Raw genomic sequence first — 23,883 nt, 5'->3', positions numbered from 1 at the left:
GATTTTGGAGACAAATAGATACCTAAGTAAACCTTAAAATATAATTGTATTTTATTTGTTAAAATTGATTTTTGCCCCTAAAATATTGAAAATCAAGTGATTTATAAAATGAAAATGGGTTTTGAAATATTGTTTTTAGGCTGAGGGTAACATTTGGATAACTTTGAGACAGGTCATGATAACCTAAAGTAAACATCTCCGTAATCATGGGGCAACATGCTTTCCTCACCTTTGCGGATATGAAAGCATGGCTATTATCGATTACCCTGTTTGCTGTGGCTAGTCTTTCAACTCAGGCTGCTAATATCACTGGTTTGGTTCTTGACAAGGATACCAATGAGCCTTTAGTAGGCGCCACTGTCATAATCAAAGGGACTGACAAATACGCAGTAGTTGGACTGGACGGATCATATCAAATAAGGAATGTTCCAAACGGAAATTTTACTGTAGAAATATCCTATGTTGGATATCTCAAAGTCAATGAATCTATCTCCGTCAACGGCTCTGAAAGAATTCGCAAGGATTTCTTTTTAGGAATAGATACCGGAGATTTATCGGAATTTGTGGTTACGGGAGATGGACTGCGTGGTTCGGATGTCCATGCCAGACAATTGGAAAAGAATTCTTCCAGTGTGCTTAATGTGATTTCATCCAAGCAAATTCAGCTTTCCCCAGATATCACCGTCGCCAATGTCATTCAACGTGTTTCCGGTCTTTCTATTGAGAGAAATGCCAGCGGGGATCCCCAATATGCAATCGTAAGGGGAATGGACAAAAGGTACAACAACACCCTAGTGAATGGCATTAAAATCCCCTCTCCGGACAATGAAAACCGGTATGTTCCGCTCGATATTTTCCCTGCCATTTTACTGGAGCGGTTAGAAGTGTACAAATCCCTTACCGCAAACATGGAGGCGGATGCTATTGGTGGTACTGTAAATATGGTGATGAAAAGTGCACCCAATAAGCTTTTAATAGATGGTGATCTCCAAATCGGGTACAACCAAATGAACCTCACAAGGCCATTTGCTACCTATGACCGATCTGGAGTTAACATGAGATCTCCAAGAGAACTGTATGGGGAAACGTACAGGGCCACTCCAGCTGATTTTCCTGCCGAAAATATGACCATCAAAGAGATCACCCCTCTTCCAGATATTTTTGCAAATCTCACCTTTGGGAATCGTTATTTAAATGAAAAATTGGGTGTGATGCTCGGAGGAAGTTTTCAAAATTCCTACAGACCCGTATCAAATTACCTCTATGACCCAACGGTGAGTTTTGAACCTGGAAATCCCCTGATCATGCGGGATTTGATCGATAGGGAAACAAGTTCCCAGCTCCAAAGAATGGCTTTTCACGGAAAATTGGATTACAGGTTAAATTCCAATCACACGGTCAGCTTTTATGCGGGTAAGTATATTTTGAATGAGTTCAGGGTTAGAGATCAAGTTAGAAGGGAAAGTTTTGTTGCCGTTACAGATTATGCGGTTTATCCCATCACTAGATTCAGTAACATCATGCAGGACATCACCACGTTTGATTTGCGTGGAGACCATAGGTTAACCGATAATCTGAAAGCAGAATGGATGGCCATATATTCTACAGCATTGAATGAAAGGCCAGACGATGGAGTATTTTCCAGAGCAGGACAATTTATTTCAGCGCAGAATGCCATTACCAATGAATCTGTTTATTTCCAAGGCACGAGAAATTCTCGGGCATGGGAAAGAAACAGAGACAATGACGTTTCTGTATACTTGAATTTCAAATACAATCCCTATTTGTTCAATGACAAAACGGAGATCTTATTCGGCGGTCTCTACAGGGATAAAGTGAGAGACAACTATTTTAATTTTTACAATTATGCCCAAATTTTCGGACAGTTCAGAGGGGTAGATTGGGATGATTTCGGTGACGTTGCCTTTACAGCAATGGCCAATCCACTTGGAAGCGGAGACAGAAGTAATTTAGTCTATGATGCCTATGAATCCATCTACGCAGGTTATGTAAATACAAGTTTGACCTTTAACAAGACCAATTTTCAGGTAGGGGTAAGGGCAGAACAAACACTTCAAGGGTATGAAATCAATTCTCTTGCTGCTGCCGGCAGTGATACTGAATTGAGCCAAGAGCAGGATTACCTGAACTTGTTCCCCTCAGCCAGTGTCAAGCACCAATTGAACAATTCAACAAACCTTAGGGCAACCTATTTTAAAGGGATTAGTCGTCCGGGCTTCTATGAAATTGTACCTACCATAAGAAGCGCGGGAGGTGGAGATTCATTTTACAGTGAAAGAGGAAATGCCGACTTGAGACCATCTATTGGACATAGTGCTGACCTCAGGTATGAGTTTTTCCCATCAGGACCAGACCAGATTCTCATTGGTGTATTTTACAAAAAAATCATAGATCCTATTGAATATGGGTTTCCTCAAGTGGAAGGGCCGGAATCTGCACCCAATACAAGCAGGATTTTGCCGCAAAATTTTGATGATGCCACCAATTTTGGAATAGAAGCAGATTACCTGAAATATTTCAAAAACTTCGGAATCAGGTTCAACTATACCTACACGATTTCTGAGATTTCAACCAATAAAGTGGTCATCAATGAAGACCGTTCCAGATCGGTCATCAATCAAACCAGACCCTTACAAGGTCAGTCTGATCATGTGGGAAATTTAAGTTTGCTCTACAAAAACCAAAGAAACTTACTCGATGTCCAATTGGTCTCCAATTACACGGGTGAAAGAATTGCCTTTGTCTCACCGTTTTTTGGTGCTGACCATTACATGAAGCCCATGACCCAACTTGATTTTTCAATTGAAAAGGGATTTCAAAATGGATGGGTCATCTTTATCAAAGCCAATAACCTACTCAATACTCCTTATCAATTGTATGTCAAGAAACCGCTTGCGGTTCCAACTGACCCCTATCCTCATCAAACAGACCCCTTCAATGTCGGATTCGTCAGAAGGGATACTTACGGACAGTCCTACAGATTGGGAGTAAGGTACAACCTGATGAGGTAATGAAATCGTTAACCACAACTAAATTAAATCAAATATGAAAACACCAAAATTGTTATTGCTAGCAGGGTTTTTCGTCTCCCTTGCATTCGCTTGTTCAGACGACAATGGCATTTCGCCTAACCCCAATCCAGATCCTGATCCGATTGCTCCTATTGAAGATGGCATTGCAGGTGACATGACTGAAATTGAATTCGATGCAGGAGAAACCTACAAAGTAATAGGAGATTTAATTGTTCCTGAAGGAGAATCAGTAACTATTCCAGCAGGAGTGACCCTTGAATTTCAAGAAGGCCCAAATGGAGAAGGTTGGTTTATTGATGTATTTGGTTCATTGTATATCCTTGGAGAGGAAAACAATAGAGTCGTTTTGACTGCCTCTGATGAGTTGATTAATTCCTCCAAAAACAATGGCATAGGCCAATTATGGGGTGGAGTGATAGGGACCAACGTAGCTGGGGACTTGGTAATTCAGTATACGGACATCCTTCACACTGGTGCGGCTGCAAGAGAAGAAAATGCAATGGCACTTCCTGCCACAGGTGGTGGAGGTGAGTTGAATGCAGGGGATGCTAGTTATGCGCTGTATTTTATTCGTCAAGCTGATATGAGGCAAGATGGAATTTTTGTTTTGCAACATTCCAGAATCGCCTTTTGTCCAGATGATGCGATCAGAATCAATGGTGGCAAAACCTTGATGACCCACAATGTTTTTGAAGTAACTGGTGGTACCGGTGGTGATGCAGTCAACATTAAAGCGGCAACCTCTGGAGACTTTGCCTATAACCTTTTTTACAATCTAGCTACCAACGGCCTTAAGTCGGCAGATACCGGTCCAGGTGAGAGAGGCAGATGTCATACCAATTTCTATAACAATACCATCTTGAATTCCGGTTACAGAAGATCTGAACCAGGAAGAGGTGCAGGTCTGAACTATGAGTCTGATGCTTTTGGAGACGTGTATAATAACCTACTTGTCAACAATAGATTTGGATTACGACTTGTGGCGGGGGAATCGCAGCCAAATGTAGATAGGATCAATTACGGATACAACTGGAATTATGGCAGTGTTCAGACCATAGTTGATGAGTTTTATCCTACTGATGCCACTGCTTCTGTAGGTTTGATCGGCAATGATCCAAGAACTCCAATTCCATCAACTGACGTAGCTGATGGCCCTGGGGACAATGACCCAATGTTTGTGAACTATGACCCTTCAGGTTTTACTTTCAGCGGAAATTCCTCCATTAGTACCGATCCTTTAGCCAGAAATATAGATCCAATTCCTGCCGGAGCAGACTTCCATTTACAAGCTGATTCTCCTGCATTGACTGGTGGCATTTTGGATTTTGATTTTGTACATACGAGCTATCAAAGTTTGGATGGGGCCTTGAATTTCTCCCCACCAGCTCCAAGTGAGTTCTTTGGTGCCTTCGGAACAAATTAATCCTAAATTTTAAAATCTTAAAGCGGACCTGTTTTGCAGGTCCGCTTTTAAAAAACAGCTTGATGCAGGTAAAACTCAATTGTCTTCTAGGCATATGTATTCTAACGTCCCTTTTTGCCTGTTCAATCGATGATGACAGTGGGATCAATCCAAGTCCGGAAGATGCTTATCAGTGGGACTTGCATGAACCTTTCGAAACAGATTACAATACCTTTACCATGCCCGTCACGGATCAATTTAAACCGATACCTGATGAAATGGGCCCAGTAAAAATCTCAGAAGCCTCAGGACTGGCTTGGAGTTACAGAAATCCGGGTATGATCTGGACACACAATGACTCGGGAAATACCAATATGCTTTTCCTGTTGAATGCAGAGACTGGTGAAATTGTAACCACCTATCGAATAGGTGGGACGGTTAACATCGATTGGGAAGACATCGAAGTATCCTACGGCCCCATGGAAGGAGAAACCTACATTTACTTGGCTGATACTGGCGATAACAACAAAAGAAGGCCAGAATATACTATTTATAGGTTTCCGGAACCTGTTTTCGATACCGCTCATGAAGGTGAAATAGTGACCTTAAATGAGTTGGAGATAGACAGAATCATCTTCCGTTTTCCAGACGGAAGCCATGATACGGAAGGCATGCTTGTCGATCCCTTTACCAAGGACATCTTTTTGGCGACCAAAAGAGATGTGGTTTCCATGCTATATGTGGCTCCTTATCCACAGACGGTGGAAGAAAGATTCACATTATACAAAGCAGGTGAATTTTCTTTCAGAGAAACTTCAGCTGCTACTTGTTCACTATCGGGAGAAAAAGTACTGATAAAAAACAGACAGGAGATATTCTATTGGGAAAGAAATGATGGCGAATCCATGGTAGAAATGTTGGCAAGAACGCCGATTAGAGCACCCTATATCGGTGAACCACAGGGAGAAGCGATTTGCTTTGATCCAGATTACAATTATTTCACACTAAGTGAGGCTTTGAACAGCTCCAATGATCCTATACTATATAAATATTATTACCAACCCTTAAATTAAAAGAAATGAAAACTAATTTTAACAAATTTTCCGTAATGGTGATTGCGGCTTTTGGCTTCGCAACAGTTTTTAGCTGTTCCAGCGACGACGAACCCACCATCATTACTCCTGAAGAGCCTGAGGTAGTTAACGTACCTGATGCCAGACTGGAGCAACAGATTAAAATCGCGCTTGGTTTAGATGATGATGAAGACATCACTGAAGAAAATATCCTGGAACTAGAGACTTTGACCATTGATGGTGGAAGCGACATTACTGGTGAAATAGAGCAGATCGAAGATTTGACAGGTTTGGAGTTCGCAGAGAACCTCACTTATCTGCATTTGGGAGGAACCAGCGTCACAGATCTTACGCCTATAGCAGGTCTTGAGAAAATGGATTACCTCAGGTTGAACAACACTGGGGTTACAGATTTATCTCCAATTTCAAATTACACCACGCTGACCTATTTCAATATCAATACCACGACTGGCATCACAGACATTTCTCCACTGGAAAACAATACCAATCTTGGGACGATCATTGCCCGAAATGTCCCTTTTGGAAATGAAGGTATGGAAACCATAGCTAAATTGACCAATCTGTGGAGACTCAATATGAGAAATTCAGGAGTTACTGATCTGAGCGTTTTGGCTACTCTGATGGAAGGCGGCGCCCTTCAAAACAGCGCTTCCCCTGATGGAGCCGCTATTCTGGATTTGAGAGAGCTAGAAGTTGAAGATTTCTGTGTGATTTATCCTTATTTGGATGAAATCGGGGATTTGAGCGGCGGAAATTTTGATGATTGTGGCGAATAATAATAGTTAAACTTTTGCCATGCCCTGCCGATTGATTTCGGCAGGGATTTTTTTTATCTCACCTCCATTCCATCCTTTAACATTTCTTAATATCTTAATGAATTGAATAGTAAGCTATGGCCTTATATTTGGTATTTTCGCGGTATGGATAATTTATCAAATTGGCTATTGAAAGCCCTGTTCCTCATTACCCTGCTTCCGTTTATGCTCTCAGAGCATTTGCAACAAAATACAGCTTTAAATTTCAATCGATATAGCCAGGATTCTGTTTTCTCAAAGGGTGTCAAAATCGCTGAGTTGGAAAACAAGGAAATCGATGAAGCCAGTGGTCTTGTTTTTTCCAGAAGGCATCCGAATAGGATCTATACCCACAATGATAGTGGGGGCGAGCCAGTGGTCTATGTACTGGATGAGCAAGGAAAATCGGTCAGTGAAATCCTTTTAAAGGATACCAAAAATAGGGACTGGGAAGACATTGCCATTGGACCAGGTCCATTGAAAGAAACCTCCTATGTTTATGTGGGGGAAATCGGAGACAATAATGCGCAATATGCTTCGGTCAAACTTTTCCGCTTTCCAGAACCCAAAAGTCTGGATCTAGACCAAAGTGTGGAAGTAGAGACTTGGGAACTCACCTATCCTGATGGGGCAAGAGATGCAGAAACTTTGATGGTAGATCCTTGGAATGGAGACATCTATATCCTGTCAAAGAGAGATTCCGCCAATACCCTGTATAAAATGGCAGCCGAGGATTTTGGGAAGGCCGATGTTCAGATGCAGGAGGTAATGCGCTTGCCCTTTACCATGTCCGTCGCAGGAGATATCTCAGCGAATGGAAAGCAGATTTTGATTAAAAATTACTGGACGGTTTTTTATTGGGAAAGAAATGAAGGTGAGCCAGTGGAGGAAGCCTTGAAACGCAAACCCATACAGTTGCCTTATAATCCAGAACCACAAGGCGAGGCGATTGGCTTTCATCCTGATGGTAATGCTTTTTTTACCTTATCAGAGAAGCGCTTTAACATCGAGCCAGTCCTCTATCGCTATGAGAAAAAACCCTGAAAGAGTCCTGTTTTTTAGGTATTTTTACATCTATAAATTTTAGTGATTAACATGATTCATCAGACCACTTCTTCTATATTGATGGTTCGACCGGCCAATTTTGGGTTTAATCCTGAGACAGCAGCCAATAATTTTTACCAACAAAAAGATGATCGCTCTGCAGATGAACTCAATCAGTTGGCTATTGGTGAATTTGACGCTTTTGTCTCTCTACTTGGTGGGAAGGGAGTAGAGGTGATTGTGATAGAGGATACTAAGGAGCCGGTGAAGACTGATGCCATCTTTCCAAACAATTGGTTCAGTACGCATGAAGATGGCAAAGTGATCCTCTATCCGATGTTTTCTCCCATCCGCAGACTGGAGAGGAGAAAAGACCTCATTGAATCACTAATAGCAAAAGGTTTTATGGTGAACGAAATCATCGACCTTACTTTTTTTGAAGAGGATAATCAATATTTGGAAGGTACGGGGAGTTTGATTTTGGACAGAATCAATCAACTGGCCTATGCTTGTCTGTCCGAAAGGACGCATGAAATACCATTGGACTATTTTGGGCGCATTTTGGGATATGAAACAGTCAAATTTGATGCGGTTCAAAAAATAGATGGGAAAATCACCCCCATCTACCATACCAATGTAATGATGCATCTTGGCCGTCACCTGGCTGTCATTTGTTTAGATAGCATACCCTCCGCCACCGAAAGAAAAATCCTCCAAGACAAACTTGAACAAGGTGGAAAAAAAATAATTCCAATTTCCAGCCACCAAAAGTTCAATTTTGCGGGCAATATGTTAGAAGTTCAGAATGTAAATGGACAGCCTTTTACCGTAGTATCCCAAACTGCCCTGAAATCTTTAAAAAAAGGTCAACTTCAAACCTTAGAAAAGTACACTGAAGTCATTTCACCTGCTATTCCTACCATTGAAAAATTGGGTGGCGGTAGTGTACGCTGCATGATGGCTGAGATTTTCTTACCAAGATCCTAATCAAGACAAATTTTTGCCACTGATTAGTGTAATGATCCCGTGTCCACTGTTTCAATATTGATGGTACCGACCGTAATTCCCTTTTCATGAGCACTGGTTCTGTAGTTCTCAATGACCTCCAGAACATCATAGTCAATGACCCTCGAATTGGACCCATCTATGATCACGTTTTTTCCTTTCGGGATATTTTCAAGCGCATTGATCAATGCACCCTTGTTTAAAAAACTGACTTCCTCTGCCAAAACAATATGAATGGTGTCCGTGTCATCTGTTTCTTCCTTGTAGAAATAGGAATTTTTATAATTCCGCATCAGAATAAAGAAAAACCCTACCACCATCCCAAAACCTATTCCTTTCAGCAAATCAAATACTATGATTCCCACAATGGTAACGGCGAAGGGCAAAAACTGATCCAAGCCCAATTTATATTGGGTGCGCCATAGGGAAACCCTGGCCAGTTTGTAACCGATAAGCAGTAAAATGGCGGCCAAGCTTGCCAAAGGAATGAGATTTAAGAACCTGGGAATGATCAAAACAGAGAGCAAAAGCAATATACCATGGAAAATAGCAGATGCCTTGGTACGTGATCCAGAGGTGATGTTTGCTGATGTCCTTACAATAACTGCAGTCACCGGAATACCTCCTATCAAGCCATTGCAAATATTACCGATTCCCTGTGCCCAAAGTTCTTTATTGGGGGGTGAGACCCTTTTATATGTGTCGATTTTATCCCCTGCCTCCAAGCTCAACAGCGTCTCCAAACTCGCAATAACAGCTATGGTAATGGCCACGATCCAAACATCAGGATTGATAAAACCTCCTAGATCCGGAAACATGAACTGATCAAGAAAATGATCAAGATGCTCAATTCTCGGTAAGTTGACTTTTTTGATCTCGGCAATATAAAGATTAGGGATGAAAAATTTAAAAATCTTGTTTATCCCGATGCTTATCAATACCACAACAAGCGGTCCTGGGATCAGGTTAAATACTTTTTTTGATTTAAAGTAGGGTTTTTCCCATAAGAGAAGAATTCCCAGCGAGACCAAGGTAATGATGATGGAGCCAAAACTAAAATCACTGAATAGATTCTTAAGAGAAAACAAAGAATCAAGATCATTGATAAATGGAACAAAATCTCTTATGCGTTCATCTTTTGACATTCCAATAGCATATGGAATTTGTTTGATGATTAGGGTGATGCCTATACCTGCCAGCATGCCTTTTATGACTGAGGTGGGAAAGTAATACCCAATTACCCCTGCTTTAAGGATACCCAAGACGACCTGTAAAACACCGGCAATTACGGTGGCGGTAAGAAAGAGTTCGAATGCACCCAATTCGGTAATTGCATTGAGGACAATGACAGTCAGGCCGGCGGCAGGTCCGGAAACGGCTGTCTGCGAGCCGGATAAAGAACCAATTACGATTCCACCGATCACCCCGGAGATGATACCCGAAAAAAGGGGTGCACCAGAAGCGAGCGCAATACCCAAACAAAGTGGCAAAGCAACAAGAAATACCACCAGTCCAGCTGGTAAATCTGATCCTAAATGGGCCAGTAATCCTTTTCTTTCAGGCATATGGGTTATTTATAAAAGTCACAAATCTTGCCGAATATAGACCATAGGTAAGCATTAACTTGACATATTATACAGTCGGTAAATTTCTTTATCGAGCCTTCCTTGGTATTGTAAATAAAGTTAAGGTTAATTTCAATTCAAACGATACGCTCAGCGGTCATTGAACGGAAAGAAATGGCTATGGACTTCTTTCTCGCTAAGGCGCAAAGGGTTTCTTTATTTTTTTTCACGCAAAGGCGCAGAGACGCAGAGTTTTTTATTTTTCTCGAAGGGGGAGACGCAAAGGGTTTGTTTAATTCTTTTCACGCAAAGGCGCAGAGACGCAAAGTTTTTTATTTTTCTCGAAGGGGTAGACGCAAAGGGTTTCTTTATTTTTTTCACGCAAAGGCGCAGAGACGCAGAGTTTTTTATTTTTCTCGAAGGGGGAGACGCAAAGGGTTTGTTTAATTCTTTTCACGCAAAGGCGCAGAGACGCAAAGTTTTTTATTTTTCTCGAAGGGGGAGACACAAAGGGTTTGTTTAATTTTTTTCACGCAAAGGCGCAGAGACGCAAAGTTTTTTATTTTTCTCGAAGGGGGAGACGCAAAGGGTTTGTTTTATTTTTTTCACGCAAAGGCGTAAAGACGCAAAGTTTTCTTTTGCTGCTCTTTGATGAAATCACTTTTTCATTACAAAGTCAGCAAGCAGCAAAATCCTAAATACCCGTATAATTAAAGGGACTGATGGATCTCAGTTCGGCTTTGATTTTATCAGAAACGGCCAATTGATCGATGAAATTTCGCATGGATTTGGCAGTGATTTTTTCATGGGTTCTGGTCAGGTCTTTCAAAGCTTCATAAGGTTTGGGAAATCCTTCTCTTCTCAAAATAGTTTGAATAGCCTCTGCGACTACTGCCCAGTTTTCCTCCAAGTCAGCATCTATGGCGGATTGGTTGAGTTCTAATTTGTTTATGCCTTTTTTCAATGATTCCAATGCGATGAGCATGTGCCCAAATGGCAGTCCTATTGCCCTGAGTACGGTGCTGTCCGTAAGGTCACGCTGAAGCCTGCTGATGGGTAATTTAGCGGCAAGGTGCTCCAGCAAGGCATTGGCAATCCCCAGATTTCCTTCCGCATTTTCAAAATCAATCGGGTTTACTTTATGTGGCATAGCGGAAGAGCCTATTTCACCTGCTTTAATTTTCTGATTAAAGTAATTCATGGCAACATATTGCCAGACGTCTTTAGAAAAATCAAGTAAAATCGTATTGATTCTTTTGAACCCGTCAAAAAGCGCTGCCAAGTGATCATAGTGCTCAATTTGGGTGGTGGGAAATGACCTTACCAAACCCAAATATTCACTTACAAATTGCTGGGCAAAGCTGTTCCAATCTCTTTCAGGATAAGCCACATGGTGGGCATTGAGGTTACCGGTTGCACCCCCGAATTTGGCGGCATGGGGGACTTGGTGGACTAATACCAGCTGGTTTTGGATTCTGGCCACAAAAACCTGAAACTCCTTGCCCAACCGGGTAGGTGAGGCAGGTTGGCCATGGGTTTTTGCGAGCATAGGAATGTCTTTCCAATCCTGGACACATTTTTCCAAGAGAAGAAGCACCTCATCTAAGGCTGGAAAAATGACTTGGTTCAAACCATCTCGCAACATCATTGGTGTAGCCGTGTTGTTGATGTCCTGAGAAGTGAGTCCAAAATGGATGAACTCTTTTTGGTTGGAAAGGCCGAGTAAGTCGAATTTATCCTTTAGAAAATACTCCACTGCCTTCACATCGTGATTGGTAGTCAATTCTATTTCTTTAATGCTTTCTGCATCTTTTTCCGAAAAATCACTGACAATTTCCCTGATTTTAGGATAGAGGTTCCTATCGACTTCAGTAAGTTGGGGAAGGGGTAGTTCACACAGTGCTATGAAGTATTCAACTTCTACCTTGACCCGGTATTTGATCAAGGCAAATTCAGAAAAATAAGCCCTTAAAGCTTTGGTTTTTCCGGCATACCGGCCATCTACAGGTGATATTGCCGTCAGGGCATTTAAATCCATTGGTTCTATTTTTGGTTTGATCCTGCAAAGTTAAATTTTAGGAGGGAAAATCAGGCTTTACTTTAAAATTAAATGCTTATTTTAAAAGAATAATGAAACCAGATCCATACTTATTTGTTTTTAGCCAAGAGATTTATGGGATTTAAAGTCAGGTTTTAAAAATCGAGCATTAATTTTGATTCCATAAGTAGGATTCCAATTTAGCAATAAGCAGCAATGTTTAATTTATTCAAAAAGAAAAAAGAAACGCCTAAAGACAACGACAAATATTTGTCTTTAAAAATAAGAGAAATCAAAAAGGAGACACCTGATACCATCAGCCTTTATTTTGAGCAACCTGATCCTTTTTTGGATTATAAAGCGGGCCAATTCTTAACCCTTCTTCTAGACATAGAAGGTAAGCCAGTCAGAAGGTCTTACAGTATCTGCACTTCGCCCTATTTAGATCCATTTCCAGGGATTACGGTAAAGCGTGTGGCAGGTGGATTAGTGTCCAACTATCTGATTGAAAAGATGAAACCGGGAAAAACCATTGAGGTAATGAAACCCATGGGCACTTTCACCACTACTTTTCATTCCAAGAATCAAAATCATTTTATACTGATTACAGGAGGGAGTGGCATCACGCCTATCATGGGTATCATGAAGTCTGTGTTGATCAATGAACCGCTTTCTAAAGTGAGTTTACTGTATTGTAGTCGCTCTGAAGGTCAAATCATTTTTGACAAAGAATTGAAAGAATTGCAACGAGAGTATAAAGACAGATTACAGATAGTGCATAACCTTACCCAGCCAAGTCCAGAATGGAAAGGGCTTCAGGGAAGGCTAAGTAGCCAGGTCATAGAAGATCATTTGGACAAATGGACTGTAGAAACTGCATTTACCCCTAAATACTTCATCTGTGGACCACAAGGTTTGATGGAAACTGCTGAACAAACTTTGTTGAAGAGAGGGGTGTCAAAAGAGATCATTCAGAAGGAGAGTTTTTACATCACGCCAGCGGCAAATACTGAAAATGAAAGTGGAATTCCAGTGTTGACCAAAGAGGTTACTGTAATCCTGGAAGGTCACGAGTTTCATTTTGAAGTGCCGCCTGGAAAAACCATACTAGAGGCGGGATTGGATGAAGATGTGGATATGCCCTATTCCTGTCAGAGTGGCTTGTGTACTGCTTGTAGAGGAAGGCTGATTTCCGGAGAAGTGAAAATGAATGAAGATGCGGGACTGAGCGAAAGTGAAATCCAACAAGGCTACATTCTTTGTTGTTCTTCCAAACCTGCCAATGGAGTCATCAGAATCAATATCGAATAATTTCTTTAACCCAATGAGCTGAAAATGACACAGGTTGAAACCATCAAGAAGCAATACAAGATTTTAGAGCGGAATGTGTTGATTCTAATCGCCATTCCCCTTTCTCTCTTTGGTTTTGCCTATTTGTATACCAACAGTGGAAACCTGGACTGGGATTTACCGGAAATCCCTAAGGCCTTCAGCTCGTTTCTACTTGGCCTGACCACGGCCATTCTGGTTTTACAATATGTGAATTTTCACAATACGATGAAGAAAATCAGGTTTTCCCTAAATGATCTGGAACAAAAAATCCAAAGTTACAGCAAGGCGACCATTTCCCGATTTTGGCAGTTGTTTTTTGTTGGTCTGATTTGTACGGCTGGGTTGTTGGTTTTTGACAATGCCGGATTTACTATAGCTTATGCGGTTACGCTTCTGTTTATTTCCATTGGCAAACCCACCCCCCAAAGAATTATTAGACTACTCAGGCTCAAAGAAAGAGAAAAAGAGACCATACTAGAAATCAACCGATGAGCCCGATGATTCTATTGTGATGGTCCCAGTCTTCAAAAAACAAGTCCTTTCTATTTAAATTGGAGAGGACTTGTTTTTTTCAGTCCTCATTGCTGATGCTGATAAGGCCTGAGGAAATAGAACCTTTAACAGTATGTTGGGAACCATTGTCAATGTCCAAGTTCCTTCCGCCTGAAATACTTCCAACTTTAAGCATGCCACTGCTGGCTTTCATGTTGTAGTTGAAATCTTTCAGATTTGAAGGGGTTTGGATGGTAAAAGATCCAGAAGTTCCAGCTAGAGATGTCTCTGACCCAAGTCCTGCATTGTCAGCCCTGAAAGAGCCCGATGAAAGCTTCAGTGGCCCTAGCTCACCGATGTTTTTCAACCGTGCCATTCCCGAACCCATTTTGATCTCAGCTCGTCCGTCTACATTACTGGCATTCAATGAACCACTGGAGGCCGAATAAATCAAATCTCCGGAGATATTCTGGAGGGAGGCCATGCCTGAAGTGAGCGTACAATCCACAGATCCAACAACACCATCTACCTCAATATGACCCGAAGAAGACTTAGCAGAGAGATCCCCTTGTATGGCATTGGCAGTGATTTTTCCTGAGCTCACAGATAAATACGTTTTATTTCCCAGCACATTTTGGACCCTCAGCGTACCAGAACTGTTTTTGGCATTCAAAGCAATGGATTCAGGTCCAGATATTTTGATGTATCCCTTGGTATTTTCAGAACCGGACCATTTGGTGTTGTTGCTTTGATACGAAACTTTCAGTACATCCCCTATCGTGACAAAAACAATATCCAACCCACTTCTATTTGATTCAAGAAATGCATTGAGATTAATTTCTTGTATGTCAGTTCCACCGATATAGGAAACCTCCAAGGGCCCTCCATTGATTTCAATTTTGTTGATGCCTGTAAAATTCTTCTCCACATCCACTGAGGACTGTGCCAAAATGGCCTGCAAGCCTCCAAGCAAGATCAACAATTGGATGCTGAGTGTTTTTTTTATTGAAATGTGCATTTTTGGTCTCGTTTATGGCTTTAGTTAGTTTTATAAATTTAAAATACAATACCGAAGGTGATCGGGTTCAGCTCAGGACCTCTTCCATCCTGAAACAACGTATTGAGGTCGTAAGTGGAGAAGAAAGTCAGTCTTCTGATTCCGATTTCTCCCCTTAATCCATACCGGAAATTATTCAGGTAAATGCCTGTATTCTGATGGTCCTTTCTTCTTCCTGATCCCTCAAGTTCCCTGTACACAAATTTGCTTCGGCCACCCAATCTATATCCCACATAAGGCCCCGCAGCAAGATGAAAACCTTTTCTGCCATCATCCCTCATTTTTCCAAAATCTACCTTGAGTAAGGTTTGTGCTGTCAAATAGGAAGCGGAGATCTTGCTTTTGAAACCATTTACATCAGTTCTTTGGATAAAATCAATTTGGTCATCTCCACGGACAGCTTGAAAATCCCTGTTCTCAAATTTGAAATTATACCATTGTACCCCTAAACCGAAGTCCCAATAAAAACCTTTGGAGATTTTTTGGCTGGCCATCCAGTTGAGCCCGACATTCCAGCTTCCCCAGCCTCTGACGGAGTAAGGTTGATCCGAAGTCGGAAAACGTCCATTTTCCAAGTAATTGTTGATCCCAAGGTCCAAGTTGAAATAAGTTCTAAAGTTGGGTTCAGGTTTGTTTTTTTTCTTTGATTCGACCCTTACTTTGGTGTTGTGTCCCGACTCATCTACGATTACCCTTAGTCCTCCCACAGTGACTTCTGTCTCATGGCTGCCCTCGTAGACTGTCACGATTTCTTTGGTTCCCCCTTTTCCTTTGATTTCAACCACGGTAAATTCTCCGGTTTCCTCATTGAGTTGCAGATCAAGTTCCCGTATGATCTGATTGACATTCATGTTTTTCAGTTTTTCAAAATCTTCCTTGTTGTCTACGATCAATACTATTTTTCCTGATTTTCCAAACTCCACGATGATACTGTCTTTTTCGGCCAGTTGGGAGGATGTTGAGCCGAAGGCAAACTGCGCCAAGGCCAACATACAAATAAGCAGCATGTACTTTTTCATTTTGTTATGATTATTTCGTTTTTTCTTTATTGTTGGTTATGATGGAGGCAAATAGATTGTTTTTCGCATCCTGCAGGTCTGCAAATCCCTGATCCACTTTATTCAGCAATCCTCCGATTTTATCTATTTTTTCATTGATTTCTTCGGCTAAGGTTTCTTTGGGAGCTTCAGCAGCTATCCCATTGGAAACAATTCTTACCCGGTAAGTCACCTCCTCTTCCTCGGGTATGGTCGGCGAGGTTTGCTCTGCTATGGTATTTTCCTGATTCAGCTCCGGCAATTCAGGAATGATGACCTGTATCGGCTCATTGGTTTCTCTTTCGGTTTTTTCTTCTGCTTCTTTTTCTGCTAAAAGCGGATTATTCTCCTCTAAAGTTGGGACTGGCTTAGGCAGTGCTTTTTGAATATTCGGCCTTACGGCTGGATTTGGTTGCTCTTTTTTATCAGCACTTTCATCTTCTTTATTGGATTCCTTTTCTGGTTTTGGTTCAGCTTTTTCTGGAAGTTCAGCAATGTTTTCGTTTTCCGATTTTGGGTCTTCTGATTGTATTACCTCCTCCTGATTTACCAGCTGATCTGTTTGCTGAAGGTCATTTTGACCTGAATTGGTCCATATAAAAAACCCTATCGCTGCAATCAGAATCAATGAAGCGGCGATTCCAAGCGGGAAGGGGCTTCTTGATGATTTGGGCGGAGGCAGTTGGGAATCTAGTTTTTCCCAAGCCAAAGCGGAAGGATTTTCTTCATGTCCGATGAGTTTTTCCCTGAAAAGTTCATCGATATCTTGATATTTCTTAGCCATTGATTCTCCTTTCTTTTATTTGTTGATCGGCTATTTTTTGTTTCAATATTTGCCTTGCTCTACTGAGTTGTGATTTGGAGGTACTTTCTGTGATCCCCAAGAGTTTGGCGATTTCCTGATGACTGTATCCTTCTATGGCGTATAAGTTGAATACCGTTCTATAACCCACTGGAAGATGCTTGATCAAGTCCATGAGATCGCTGGTTTCCAAGTGATCTGTTTCAATTTGGATTTGGCTGTTTTCAACTTCAGGTTCAAGGTTGATTTCCATAGAAAGGTATTTGTTGTTTCTTAATGCCAGCAGGGATTGGGTGACCATCACCCTTTTCATCCAGCCTTCAAAACTTCCCTTTGCCTCATATTGAGGCAGTTTTTCAAAGATCTTCATGAATCCTTCTATCATCACATCTTCCGCCAAGTCTCTTTCTTTTACATATCGGAAACAGATCGCCAGAAACCTTGCCGAATAGGTTTCATAAAGCTGCTTCTGGGCTTTTCTTTCCCCTCGAATGCATGCTTTGATCAGGTCTGGTTCTGCTGTAAAAGTTTTTCTCCTAAACATCTTCAGTGTGTTCAATAAGGTAGATACAAAGTACTGAAAAAAGGTTGCACAGATCAGCATAAAAAAATTAAATATCCCTACCTTGAATAGTAAAACGGATCAACTATGGATGTTAAAATCAAATTTTTGGGAGCGGCAAAGTCAGTTACCGGATCTAAATTCTTATTGGATATTGATCAAGAACGGATCTTGGTGGATTGTGGGATGTTTCAGGGACTTAAAGAACTCAGAGAGCGCAATTGGCAGGAATTCCCGACTGATCCCTCCTCTATTGATATGGTTTTGCTAACCCACGCCCATATTGATCACATTGGTTACTTGCCCAAACTTGTAAAGGCAGGATTTAGAGGCCACATTTATTGTTCAGAACCTACCTTGGATCTCGTAAAGATCATGTTGGTGGATTCGGGGAAGTTACAGGAGGAAGAAGCTGCATATGCCCAAAGAAAGGGTTATTCAAAGCATGAGAAGCCTCAACCGCTTTATACTGTAAAAGACGCCGAAATGGTGTTTCCTATGTTGATTAGTTTTACTTTTGGAGAGGAGGTGAAACTTTCAGATAAAGTGACTTTAATTGCCTACAATGCAGGACATATACTTGGCGCATCCATTTTGAAGCTCAGGATTCATGGAGGCCATCAAACCAAAAGAGTTGTTTTTTCCGGAGATTTGGGAAGATACCATGATCCGTTGTTGAACCCACCCGTATTTACCCCATTGGCTGACGTGGTGATCATGGAATCTACCTATGGCAACAGAGTCAACGAAACCCAGAATACAGAAGAACAGTTCGGAAGAGCCATTCGTGAAGGATTTCGAAAAGGAGGGGTGATAATCATCCCGTCGTTTGCAGTTGGCAGAACCCAGTTGGTCCTTTATTACCTTCATCGGCTTCAGCAAAAAGGGAAGATTCCATCCATTCCTATTTATGTGGACAGTCCAATGGCGATTGATGTGACGAATCTTTATAAAAAATACGCTCATTATCATCGTTTAGGGCCCTCCTTTGAAGAACCCGATGCGAATCCATTTTTACATAAAAATCTACATTATTATCGGCATCAGGAAGAATCCATGTCTCTCAATGCCATCAGAGGGGATGCCATCATCATTTCTGCCAGTGGCATGGCTACAGGGGGGAGGATCCTTCATCACCTTTATAACCGCCTACCCAATGAGCAGGATACTGTTATATTTGTAGGCTATCAGGCGGCAGGGACCAGGGGCAGGAGATTGCTGAATGGGGAACCTTCAGTAAAAATGTACGGGGTGAATGTGCCTGTTAAAGCAAGCATACAATATATCGATGGGCTTTCTGCACATGCCGACAGGGATGAATTGATCGAATGGTCCGAAGGATTTACCCAAAGCCCCAAAATGGTTTTTTTAGTTCACGGAGAAGAAGATGCCTCCAACAGTCTGGCCCAAAATTTGAAAGATGTTTTGGGTTGGAATGTTTTGGTGCCCGATTATTTGGAATCTTTTATTTTGTTTCAAGGGATCTAGTTTAATTTTGTCATGATGAAGAAATTTCTTTTGTTGATTGTCGTTGTTCTTTTTGTTCTCGGATGCAAATCTCAAAAAATGGAAGAATCTGGTATCATAGGGAATGTATTTTGGATAGAAGGCAACCAAATGCCCATGATGCTGGACGAAAACGAGCCAGGTGAAATGGGTAGGGAAGGAAAAAACCCTATTCCCAGAACCATTTACATCCATGCATTGACACCAATATCCAAAACGCAGCAAGGTGAGGATGGTTTATTCTCAGAGGTAGGTACAGCTTTGTTGAAGGAGGTTCAAACCGATATGGAAGGTAAGTTTAAAGTGGGTCTGCCACCGGGAATGTATTCCCTGTTTACTTTGGAGGAGAAGGGTCTTTTTGCCAATGTGTTTGATAGAGACAACCATATCAATCCTGTGGAGGTAAAAAAAGGAAAATGGGCCGAATTAGACATTGTTATCAATTACAAAGCTGTTTATTGAGTATTAAAAAGGAACGCGATCAAAAAATCATTAAAATTGAAACAACCTATGTTTATAAATTTTACACGCTGCTTTTTTTCAAGCCTTGATTTACTGCCTAAGGATTTTTGAATCATTTATTTTTATGATCCTTTAACTTACCCCGGAATCTAAATATTTGGGGTCAATCGTTCCATATGAATGATATTCCGTTTATTTTGCTCACTGGATTTCTGATATGACAGAGAAAAAACAAAAAAAATTCCTTAAAAAGGTCAAAATTCCACGCTTCTGGGCTTGGTTGATGGGCCTGTTTATTTTTCTGGGGATCCTCCAGGTGGGAATTTATTTTGGATCAGATTTTCTCTTACGTAACTACCTGCAAAATAAGGTAAATGAAGCTTCTGACGGTAAATATCAGATAGACTTTGACCGTTTCAACATATCTTTGATAGAGAGGGGATTTTATTTCGAAGGATTTATTCTTGAACCCGTAGATGAAACGTTTTTTCAGAGTAGGGACCAGCCTTTCTATAAAATTGCTATCCCGGAAATGAGTTTGAAAGGCCTTGGATTTTCTTTTCGGGAGCGTATAGTCACTATTGGCAATGTAAGGTTCCAAAATCCAATGGTGCAGAGTCGACAACAGGTATCCTTGATAGAAACGGAGGGATTAAGTCCATTGGAGATTTTGGAACAGGAGATCAGAAAATCCGTAGGGGACAACCTGAAAGAAATCAAAATACAAAACCTATATATTGATCAGGCAGACCTGTTGTTGGAGAATTTCATCAGTCAGCAAAGAATCAGTGCTGAAAATACCAACCTACACATCAAAAATATTCAGACCCTTCAGGACAGGACCGAACCTACTCCTTTCAACGCCGATGGTTTTGTATTTGATTTTGAAAAATTTGAGATGTTGTTGGCTGATAGTGTACACACCGTCAGAGCGGAAAAAGTGATCGTTTCTTCCCTGGAACAGTTTATTAAAGCCAAATTTGTCAAGATAGATCCTGATGTACGTTTGCCTTCAGAAGTATATTACGATTTCGAACTGGATGATTTAGAACTGACTGATGCCGATATCAATCAGGTATTTTATACTTCAGATGTCAACGTGGGTAAATTGTTGCTGGAAGGGCCAAGGTTTTCCATTTATTCTGAATTGACTGCTGTGGATACCGTAAAAACAGATTATGATCTCTATCCTTTGGTAGAAGATATCCTCAATTCTATAAATATCTCAGAATTGACGATTGAAAAAGGCAAATATCTGCAGAGAAGTATCAAGGATCCGAATAAAAACAGGGTTGAAGCTGAGGAAATCAATTTCCATATGGAAAAAGTGTACATCGGCCCTGATCCAGAAAAGAAATTCAATCAGTTCTTTTATGCCCAAGACGCCGCCTTGGATATCTCCAAAATCAGCATAGCATTGGCAGATGGTATCCATTGGATTGAAGGAGAGCGCGTGATGCTTTCCTCTTTTGATGATGTCCTTGATCTGAAAGGGATAAGGGTCTCCCCAAGGCTTTCATTAGGTGACACCCCAAGCTTGACCCTGATAGATTTTTTTGTCCCTGAGCTTTCCATTACCAAAGCCAACCTCAAGAAAATTTATAATGAAAACATTTTGGATATCGAGGAAATGGTGATTTCCGGCCCCTCAGTGTTATTAAAGGATATCCAATCAAACAATTCCAAAAATGGAGGAAGTTCTCTTCGTGAATTGACAGAGGATTATCTAAAAGCCATCTATGTGCAAAGACTGGAGATAAAGGATGGTAATCTTGTTTTAGATAACCAAATAAAAACCCGGCAAGATAGCTTGGCTTTCGGTAAAATAAGCTTTGTTTTGGAAAACTTTGCACTGGATGAGTCCTCTGTAAAAGACCAGGAAACCAGGATTTTTTTGGCGGAGCACCTCCAATTGGAATTGGGAGATTATGCATTAAAATTGGCGGATGATCTACATATTTTTACTGCTGATAGACTTTTGTTAAACACCAGAAACAGAACCCTGGAGATCAATGGATTCCGGATCAAACCACAAGATCCAGAAAATATCCAAATGAACCTGCTCCGCTACAACAAGACCATGGCTTTGGATATTTCCATTCCGGACTTTTTTGCCTTTGGGATAGATGTGCCTAGGGCTTATTTTCAAGAGAGGTTGAGAATTGGTTTGATCAAAGTACCCGCTCCTGAGATTACCATCAACCAATACAAAGCCAAGCAGACAGAAGATAGTGAAAGTCCCAAACTCAATAGAGAGGATATCATGGAACTGCTGACCTCTTATTTTTCGGTGATCCAAGTAGACTCCATCAATGTCGAAAATGGAACACTAGTGTATGAAAACATGGTGAAGGACAAAATCAGCACGTTTGCGGAAGATAATGTGCAGATAGCCATCAAAATGTTCTATATGGATAAGGTCACAGATCCGGAGGACACACGTACTTTTTTCTCAGAGGAGTTGGATTTTAGCATAAGCAACTATGTATTCAATATTGCAGAAGGTAAATACAACATTTTTGCAAACCGTATCAGTTTCAATTCTGCCAGAGAAGAAATCGTTGCCAACCAAGTACGAATGCGTCCGAGGCGAGGCTTTCCGGGAAAAGTAGCCATAAGCGCGGATGTTCCCCAAATGGCCTTTGAAGGAGTTGATCTAGAAGGGTTTTTGTTTGAAAATGAACTTGACCTGGACAAGGTGAAACTCACTGGGGCCAACGTGAGGTTAAGTATCAATAGAAGTGAAGACGAGGAAGATGCCGGCAATGTTATTCAAGGCACAAAAAGGGAAAGGAAATTACCTAAAACCATCGATTTGGTTAAAGTTGACACCATAGCAGCAGAGAATGCCCGGCTTAACGTAGCTTATTTTTCCGATGGCGAAAGCAATGAATTGATCAATACTGGAATAAACCTGGCTTTCTATGGGTTTTTATTGGATTCAGCCAAATTGAGTCAGGGTGATATAGCTGCATTTTTCACCAACATGGATTTAGGAATCGATGAGTTTTCCCTTTCTCTCCAAGATAGTGTTCACACCATTAACTTCTCTAAGGTGCAATTGAATTCCAGTTCGGATGAAATTGTCTTTGAGGACTTTAGAGTGACTCCAATTGACCATATCGGTAAACCGGGCCAACCAGTCATTTCGGCACATATTCCCAGGGTGTCTTTGGTTACCAAATCCCTCACCAGTTTTCAACAATCAGGTGATTTCCACATAAGAATGCTCACTTTGGATCAACCTGATGTTTCCCTTTACTTAGAGTCTGAAGAAGTTAAAAAAATCAAGGGTGAAGGGAAAGAGAAGATAAGCCAAACCATTATTGAAAAATTGCATATCGATGATTTAAGGCTCTTCGGGGGGAATTTGCAGGTAAGGGAAAAAGACAATGAAGAAGATGTACAGCAATTCAGCAATCTTCGAATTATCCTTAGCGACCTGAAATTTGACCTGACCCAGTCCGGCAACTTCTCGGAAAAGGTTTTTTTGAATAAAGATTACCAATTTGAGATCAGTGATTATGAAATCAAACTTCCGGATAGTTTAAATATTGTAAGGTTTGGTGTGGTTATCTTGGATGGTAACCAATTGATCCTTAAGGATGTCTCTATGCTCCCGAGGTACGGTCGTTTTGCATATGGACGTAAATTAGGCCATCAAACTGATGTGGTCAATTTGCTTGTAGAGGAAATCAAGATTTCAGAAATGGACTTGGAGAGAATCATGGAAGACCGCTCTCTTTTTGCCGGGAAGCTTGAAATTATCCGGCCTGTGGCAGAGATATTCAGAGACAAAAGGTTGGAAGCAGAGGAGGGTAAGCAAAAGCCCATGCCTCAGGAAATCATGAAGAAATTGGGTTTTGACATCAAAGTGGACTCCTTAATTGTTCAAGATGGTAACATTACATACAAGGAATTTCCTGATTCGGGCATGTTACCCGGGGACATATCATTCGAAAAATTAAATGCGGTACTTTCTGTTTTCCAAGGAACCAAATCCCCTTCGGATTTCGGTTTGGATTCCATGAACCTACAAGCTTCTACCCTTCTGAATGGCATTTCGCCTCTCTCCTTGAAGGGCACATTTTTCTTCGAAGATCCATATCCCATGCATATGGCTGCAAAAATAGGGGAATTGGAATTGAAGGAGATCAACAGTATTTTGGAAACCAATGCATTTGTAAGAATAAGAAGTGGAGTAGTCAGAGGGGGAGAATGGTCTTTTGTGGCGGACAAGTATGATGCCAGAGGGACAATGACCCTAAGGTACAATGACCTCAACATGAGCTTATTGGAGGAACGGACCTTGGAGCAGGGAAGGGGCAGAAAAGGAGTCCTTACCTGGGTGCTGAATGCTTTTGCCGTACGTTCCAACAATCCCCGGCCCTTGTTTAAGAATCTGATTTCTTCCACCATTTACGAAACAAGGGATGAAAGCCGGTTTGTTTTTAACTATTGGTGGAGAACCACCCTCTCCGGATTCAAGGGCAGCTTAGGACTCGGACAGCCAAAAATCCCTAAAAAAAGCAAAGAAAAAGGTTGATGGCCCATTGATTTGTTAAGGAACTTATCATTTCTTCCTTTATACAACCTCAATCCATGGTCAAACCCCGAGAAAGTTTTAGCTTTGTGAGG

Annotated in this window: 17 protein-coding genes; 11 read left to right on the top strand and 6 right to left on the bottom strand. The window is 41.2% G+C overall.

Annotated elements, in window-relative coordinates; all coding sequences use genetic code 11:
* Positions 1-206: 206 nt before the first annotated feature.
* The 6 genes from H1A14_RS13340 to ctlX all read left to right on the top strand — a co-directional run bounded on the left by H1A14_RS13340 (position 207) and on the right by ctlX (position 8,374).
* Positions 207-3,032, top strand: a complete 2,826-nt coding sequence (locus tag H1A14_RS13340) for a TonB-dependent receptor (RefSeq protein WP_194776764.1) — start codon at positions 207-209, stop codon at positions 3,030-3,032.
* Positions 3,033-3,066: 34 nt separating this feature from the next.
* Positions 3,067-4,476: a hypothetical protein gene (locus H1A14_RS13335; RefSeq protein WP_194776763.1), complete on the top strand. Its 1,410-nt coding sequence runs from the start codon at positions 3,067-3,069 to the stop codon at positions 4,474-4,476.
* A gap of 62 nt (positions 4,477-4,538) precedes the next feature.
* Entirely contained in the window at positions 4,539-5,528 is a 990-nt protein-coding gene (locus H1A14_RS13330) for a hypothetical protein (RefSeq protein ID WP_194776762.1), read from the top strand.
* 5 nt (positions 5,529-5,533) lie between these two features.
* A complete protein-coding gene (locus H1A14_RS13325; protein WP_194776761.1) occupies positions 5,534-6,325 on the top strand; it encodes a leucine-rich repeat domain-containing protein in 792 nt (263 codons plus the stop codon).
* A 144-nt stretch (positions 6,326-6,469) separates the two neighbouring features.
* Complete coding sequence (locus H1A14_RS13320) at positions 6,470-7,387, top strand: hypothetical protein (RefSeq protein WP_194776760.1); 918 nt, start codon at positions 6,470-6,472, stop codon at positions 7,385-7,387.
* A gap of 51 nt (positions 7,388-7,438) precedes the next feature.
* Positions 7,439-8,374, top strand: a complete 936-nt coding sequence (gene ctlX, locus H1A14_RS13315) for a citrulline utilization hydrolase CtlX (protein WP_194776759.1) — start codon at positions 7,439-7,441, stop codon at positions 8,372-8,374.
* Positions 8,375-8,397: 23 nt separating this feature from the next.
* On the opposite strand, the gene H1A14_RS13310 is transcribed toward ctlX, so the two are convergent.
* Together H1A14_RS13310 and purB are read right to left on the bottom strand one after the other, a co-directional pair.
* Positions 8,398-9,957 (bottom strand): SulP family inorganic anion transporter, encoded by a 1,560-nt coding sequence (locus tag H1A14_RS13310; protein ID WP_194776758.1) that lies wholly within the window; start codon positions 9,955-9,957, stop codon positions 8,398-8,400.
* 694 nt (positions 9,958-10,651) lie between these two features.
* Complete coding sequence (gene purB / locus H1A14_RS13305; protein ID WP_194776757.1) at positions 10,652-11,995, bottom strand: adenylosuccinate lyase; 1,344 nt, start codon at positions 11,993-11,995, stop codon at positions 10,652-10,654.
* 216 nt (positions 11,996-12,211) lie between these two features.
* Here purB and H1A14_RS13300 point away from each other — a divergent pair, with 216 nt between their 5' ends.
* A complete protein-coding gene (locus tag H1A14_RS13300) occupies positions 12,212-13,306 on the top strand; it encodes a ferredoxin--NADP reductase (RefSeq protein ID WP_194776756.1) in 1,095 nt (364 codons plus the stop codon).
* Between the two features lie 24 nt (positions 13,307-13,330).
* On the top strand, positions 13,331-13,819 hold the full coding sequence (locus H1A14_RS13295) for a hypothetical protein (protein ID WP_194776755.1): 489 nt from the start codon (positions 13,331-13,333) through the stop codon (positions 13,817-13,819).
* A gap of 79 nt (positions 13,820-13,898) precedes the next feature.
* Here the strand turns inward: H1A14_RS13295 and H1A14_RS13290 are convergent, their stop codons facing one another.
* Genes H1A14_RS13290 through H1A14_RS13275 form a run of 4 tightly spaced genes read right to left on the bottom strand, consistent with a single transcriptional unit; the run spans position 13,899 to position 17,259 of the window.
* Positions 13,899-14,837 (bottom strand): DUF4097 family beta strand repeat-containing protein, encoded by a 939-nt coding sequence (locus tag H1A14_RS13290; RefSeq protein WP_194776754.1) that lies wholly within the window; start codon positions 14,835-14,837, stop codon positions 13,899-13,901.
* Positions 14,838-14,875: 38 nt separating this feature from the next.
* Positions 14,876-15,895: a porin family protein gene (locus tag H1A14_RS13285; protein WP_194776753.1), complete on the bottom strand. Its 1,020-nt coding sequence runs from the start codon at positions 15,893-15,895 to the stop codon at positions 14,876-14,878.
* A 10-nt stretch (positions 15,896-15,905) separates the two neighbouring features.
* Complete coding sequence (locus tag H1A14_RS13280; RefSeq protein ID WP_194776752.1) at positions 15,906-16,697, bottom strand: hypothetical protein; 792 nt, start codon at positions 16,695-16,697, stop codon at positions 15,906-15,908.
* Positions 16,690-17,259, bottom strand: coding sequence for an RNA polymerase sigma factor (locus H1A14_RS13275; RefSeq protein WP_194776751.1), 570 nt, complete (start codon positions 17,257-17,259; stop codon positions 16,690-16,692). Before H1A14_RS13275 ends, H1A14_RS13280 begins: the two co-directional genes overlap by 8 nt.
* A gap of 105 nt (positions 17,260-17,364) precedes the next feature.
* Here H1A14_RS13275 and H1A14_RS13270 point away from each other — a divergent pair, with 105 nt between their 5' ends.
* The 3 genes from H1A14_RS13270 (at position 17,365) to H1A14_RS13260 (ending at position 23,791) form a co-directional block, all read left to right on the top strand.
* Positions 17,365-18,765 (top strand): MBL fold metallo-hydrolase RNA specificity domain-containing protein, encoded by a 1,401-nt coding sequence (locus H1A14_RS13270; protein ID WP_194776750.1) that lies wholly within the window; start codon positions 17,365-17,367, stop codon positions 18,763-18,765.
* Positions 18,766-18,843: 78 nt separating this feature from the next.
* Positions 18,844-19,245 (top strand): carboxypeptidase regulatory-like domain-containing protein, encoded by a 402-nt coding sequence (locus H1A14_RS13265; RefSeq protein ID WP_194776749.1) that lies wholly within the window; start codon positions 18,844-18,846, stop codon positions 19,243-19,245.
* 217 nt (positions 19,246-19,462) lie between these two features.
* Complete coding sequence (locus H1A14_RS13260; RefSeq protein WP_194776748.1) at positions 19,463-23,791, top strand: type 2 periplasmic-binding domain-containing protein; 4,329 nt, start codon at positions 19,463-19,465, stop codon at positions 23,789-23,791.
* Positions 23,792-23,883: the final 92 nt, after the last annotated feature.

This window comes from Pararhodonellum marinum, from assembly GCF_015354735.1.
In the GTDB taxonomy this organism is placed as follows: domain Bacteria; phylum Bacteroidota; class Bacteroidia; order Cytophagales; family Cyclobacteriaceae; genus Pararhodonellum; species Pararhodonellum marinum.
The sequence above is the reverse complement of the archived record's forward strand: the minus strand, read 5'-3'. Positions and strand labels throughout refer to the sequence as shown.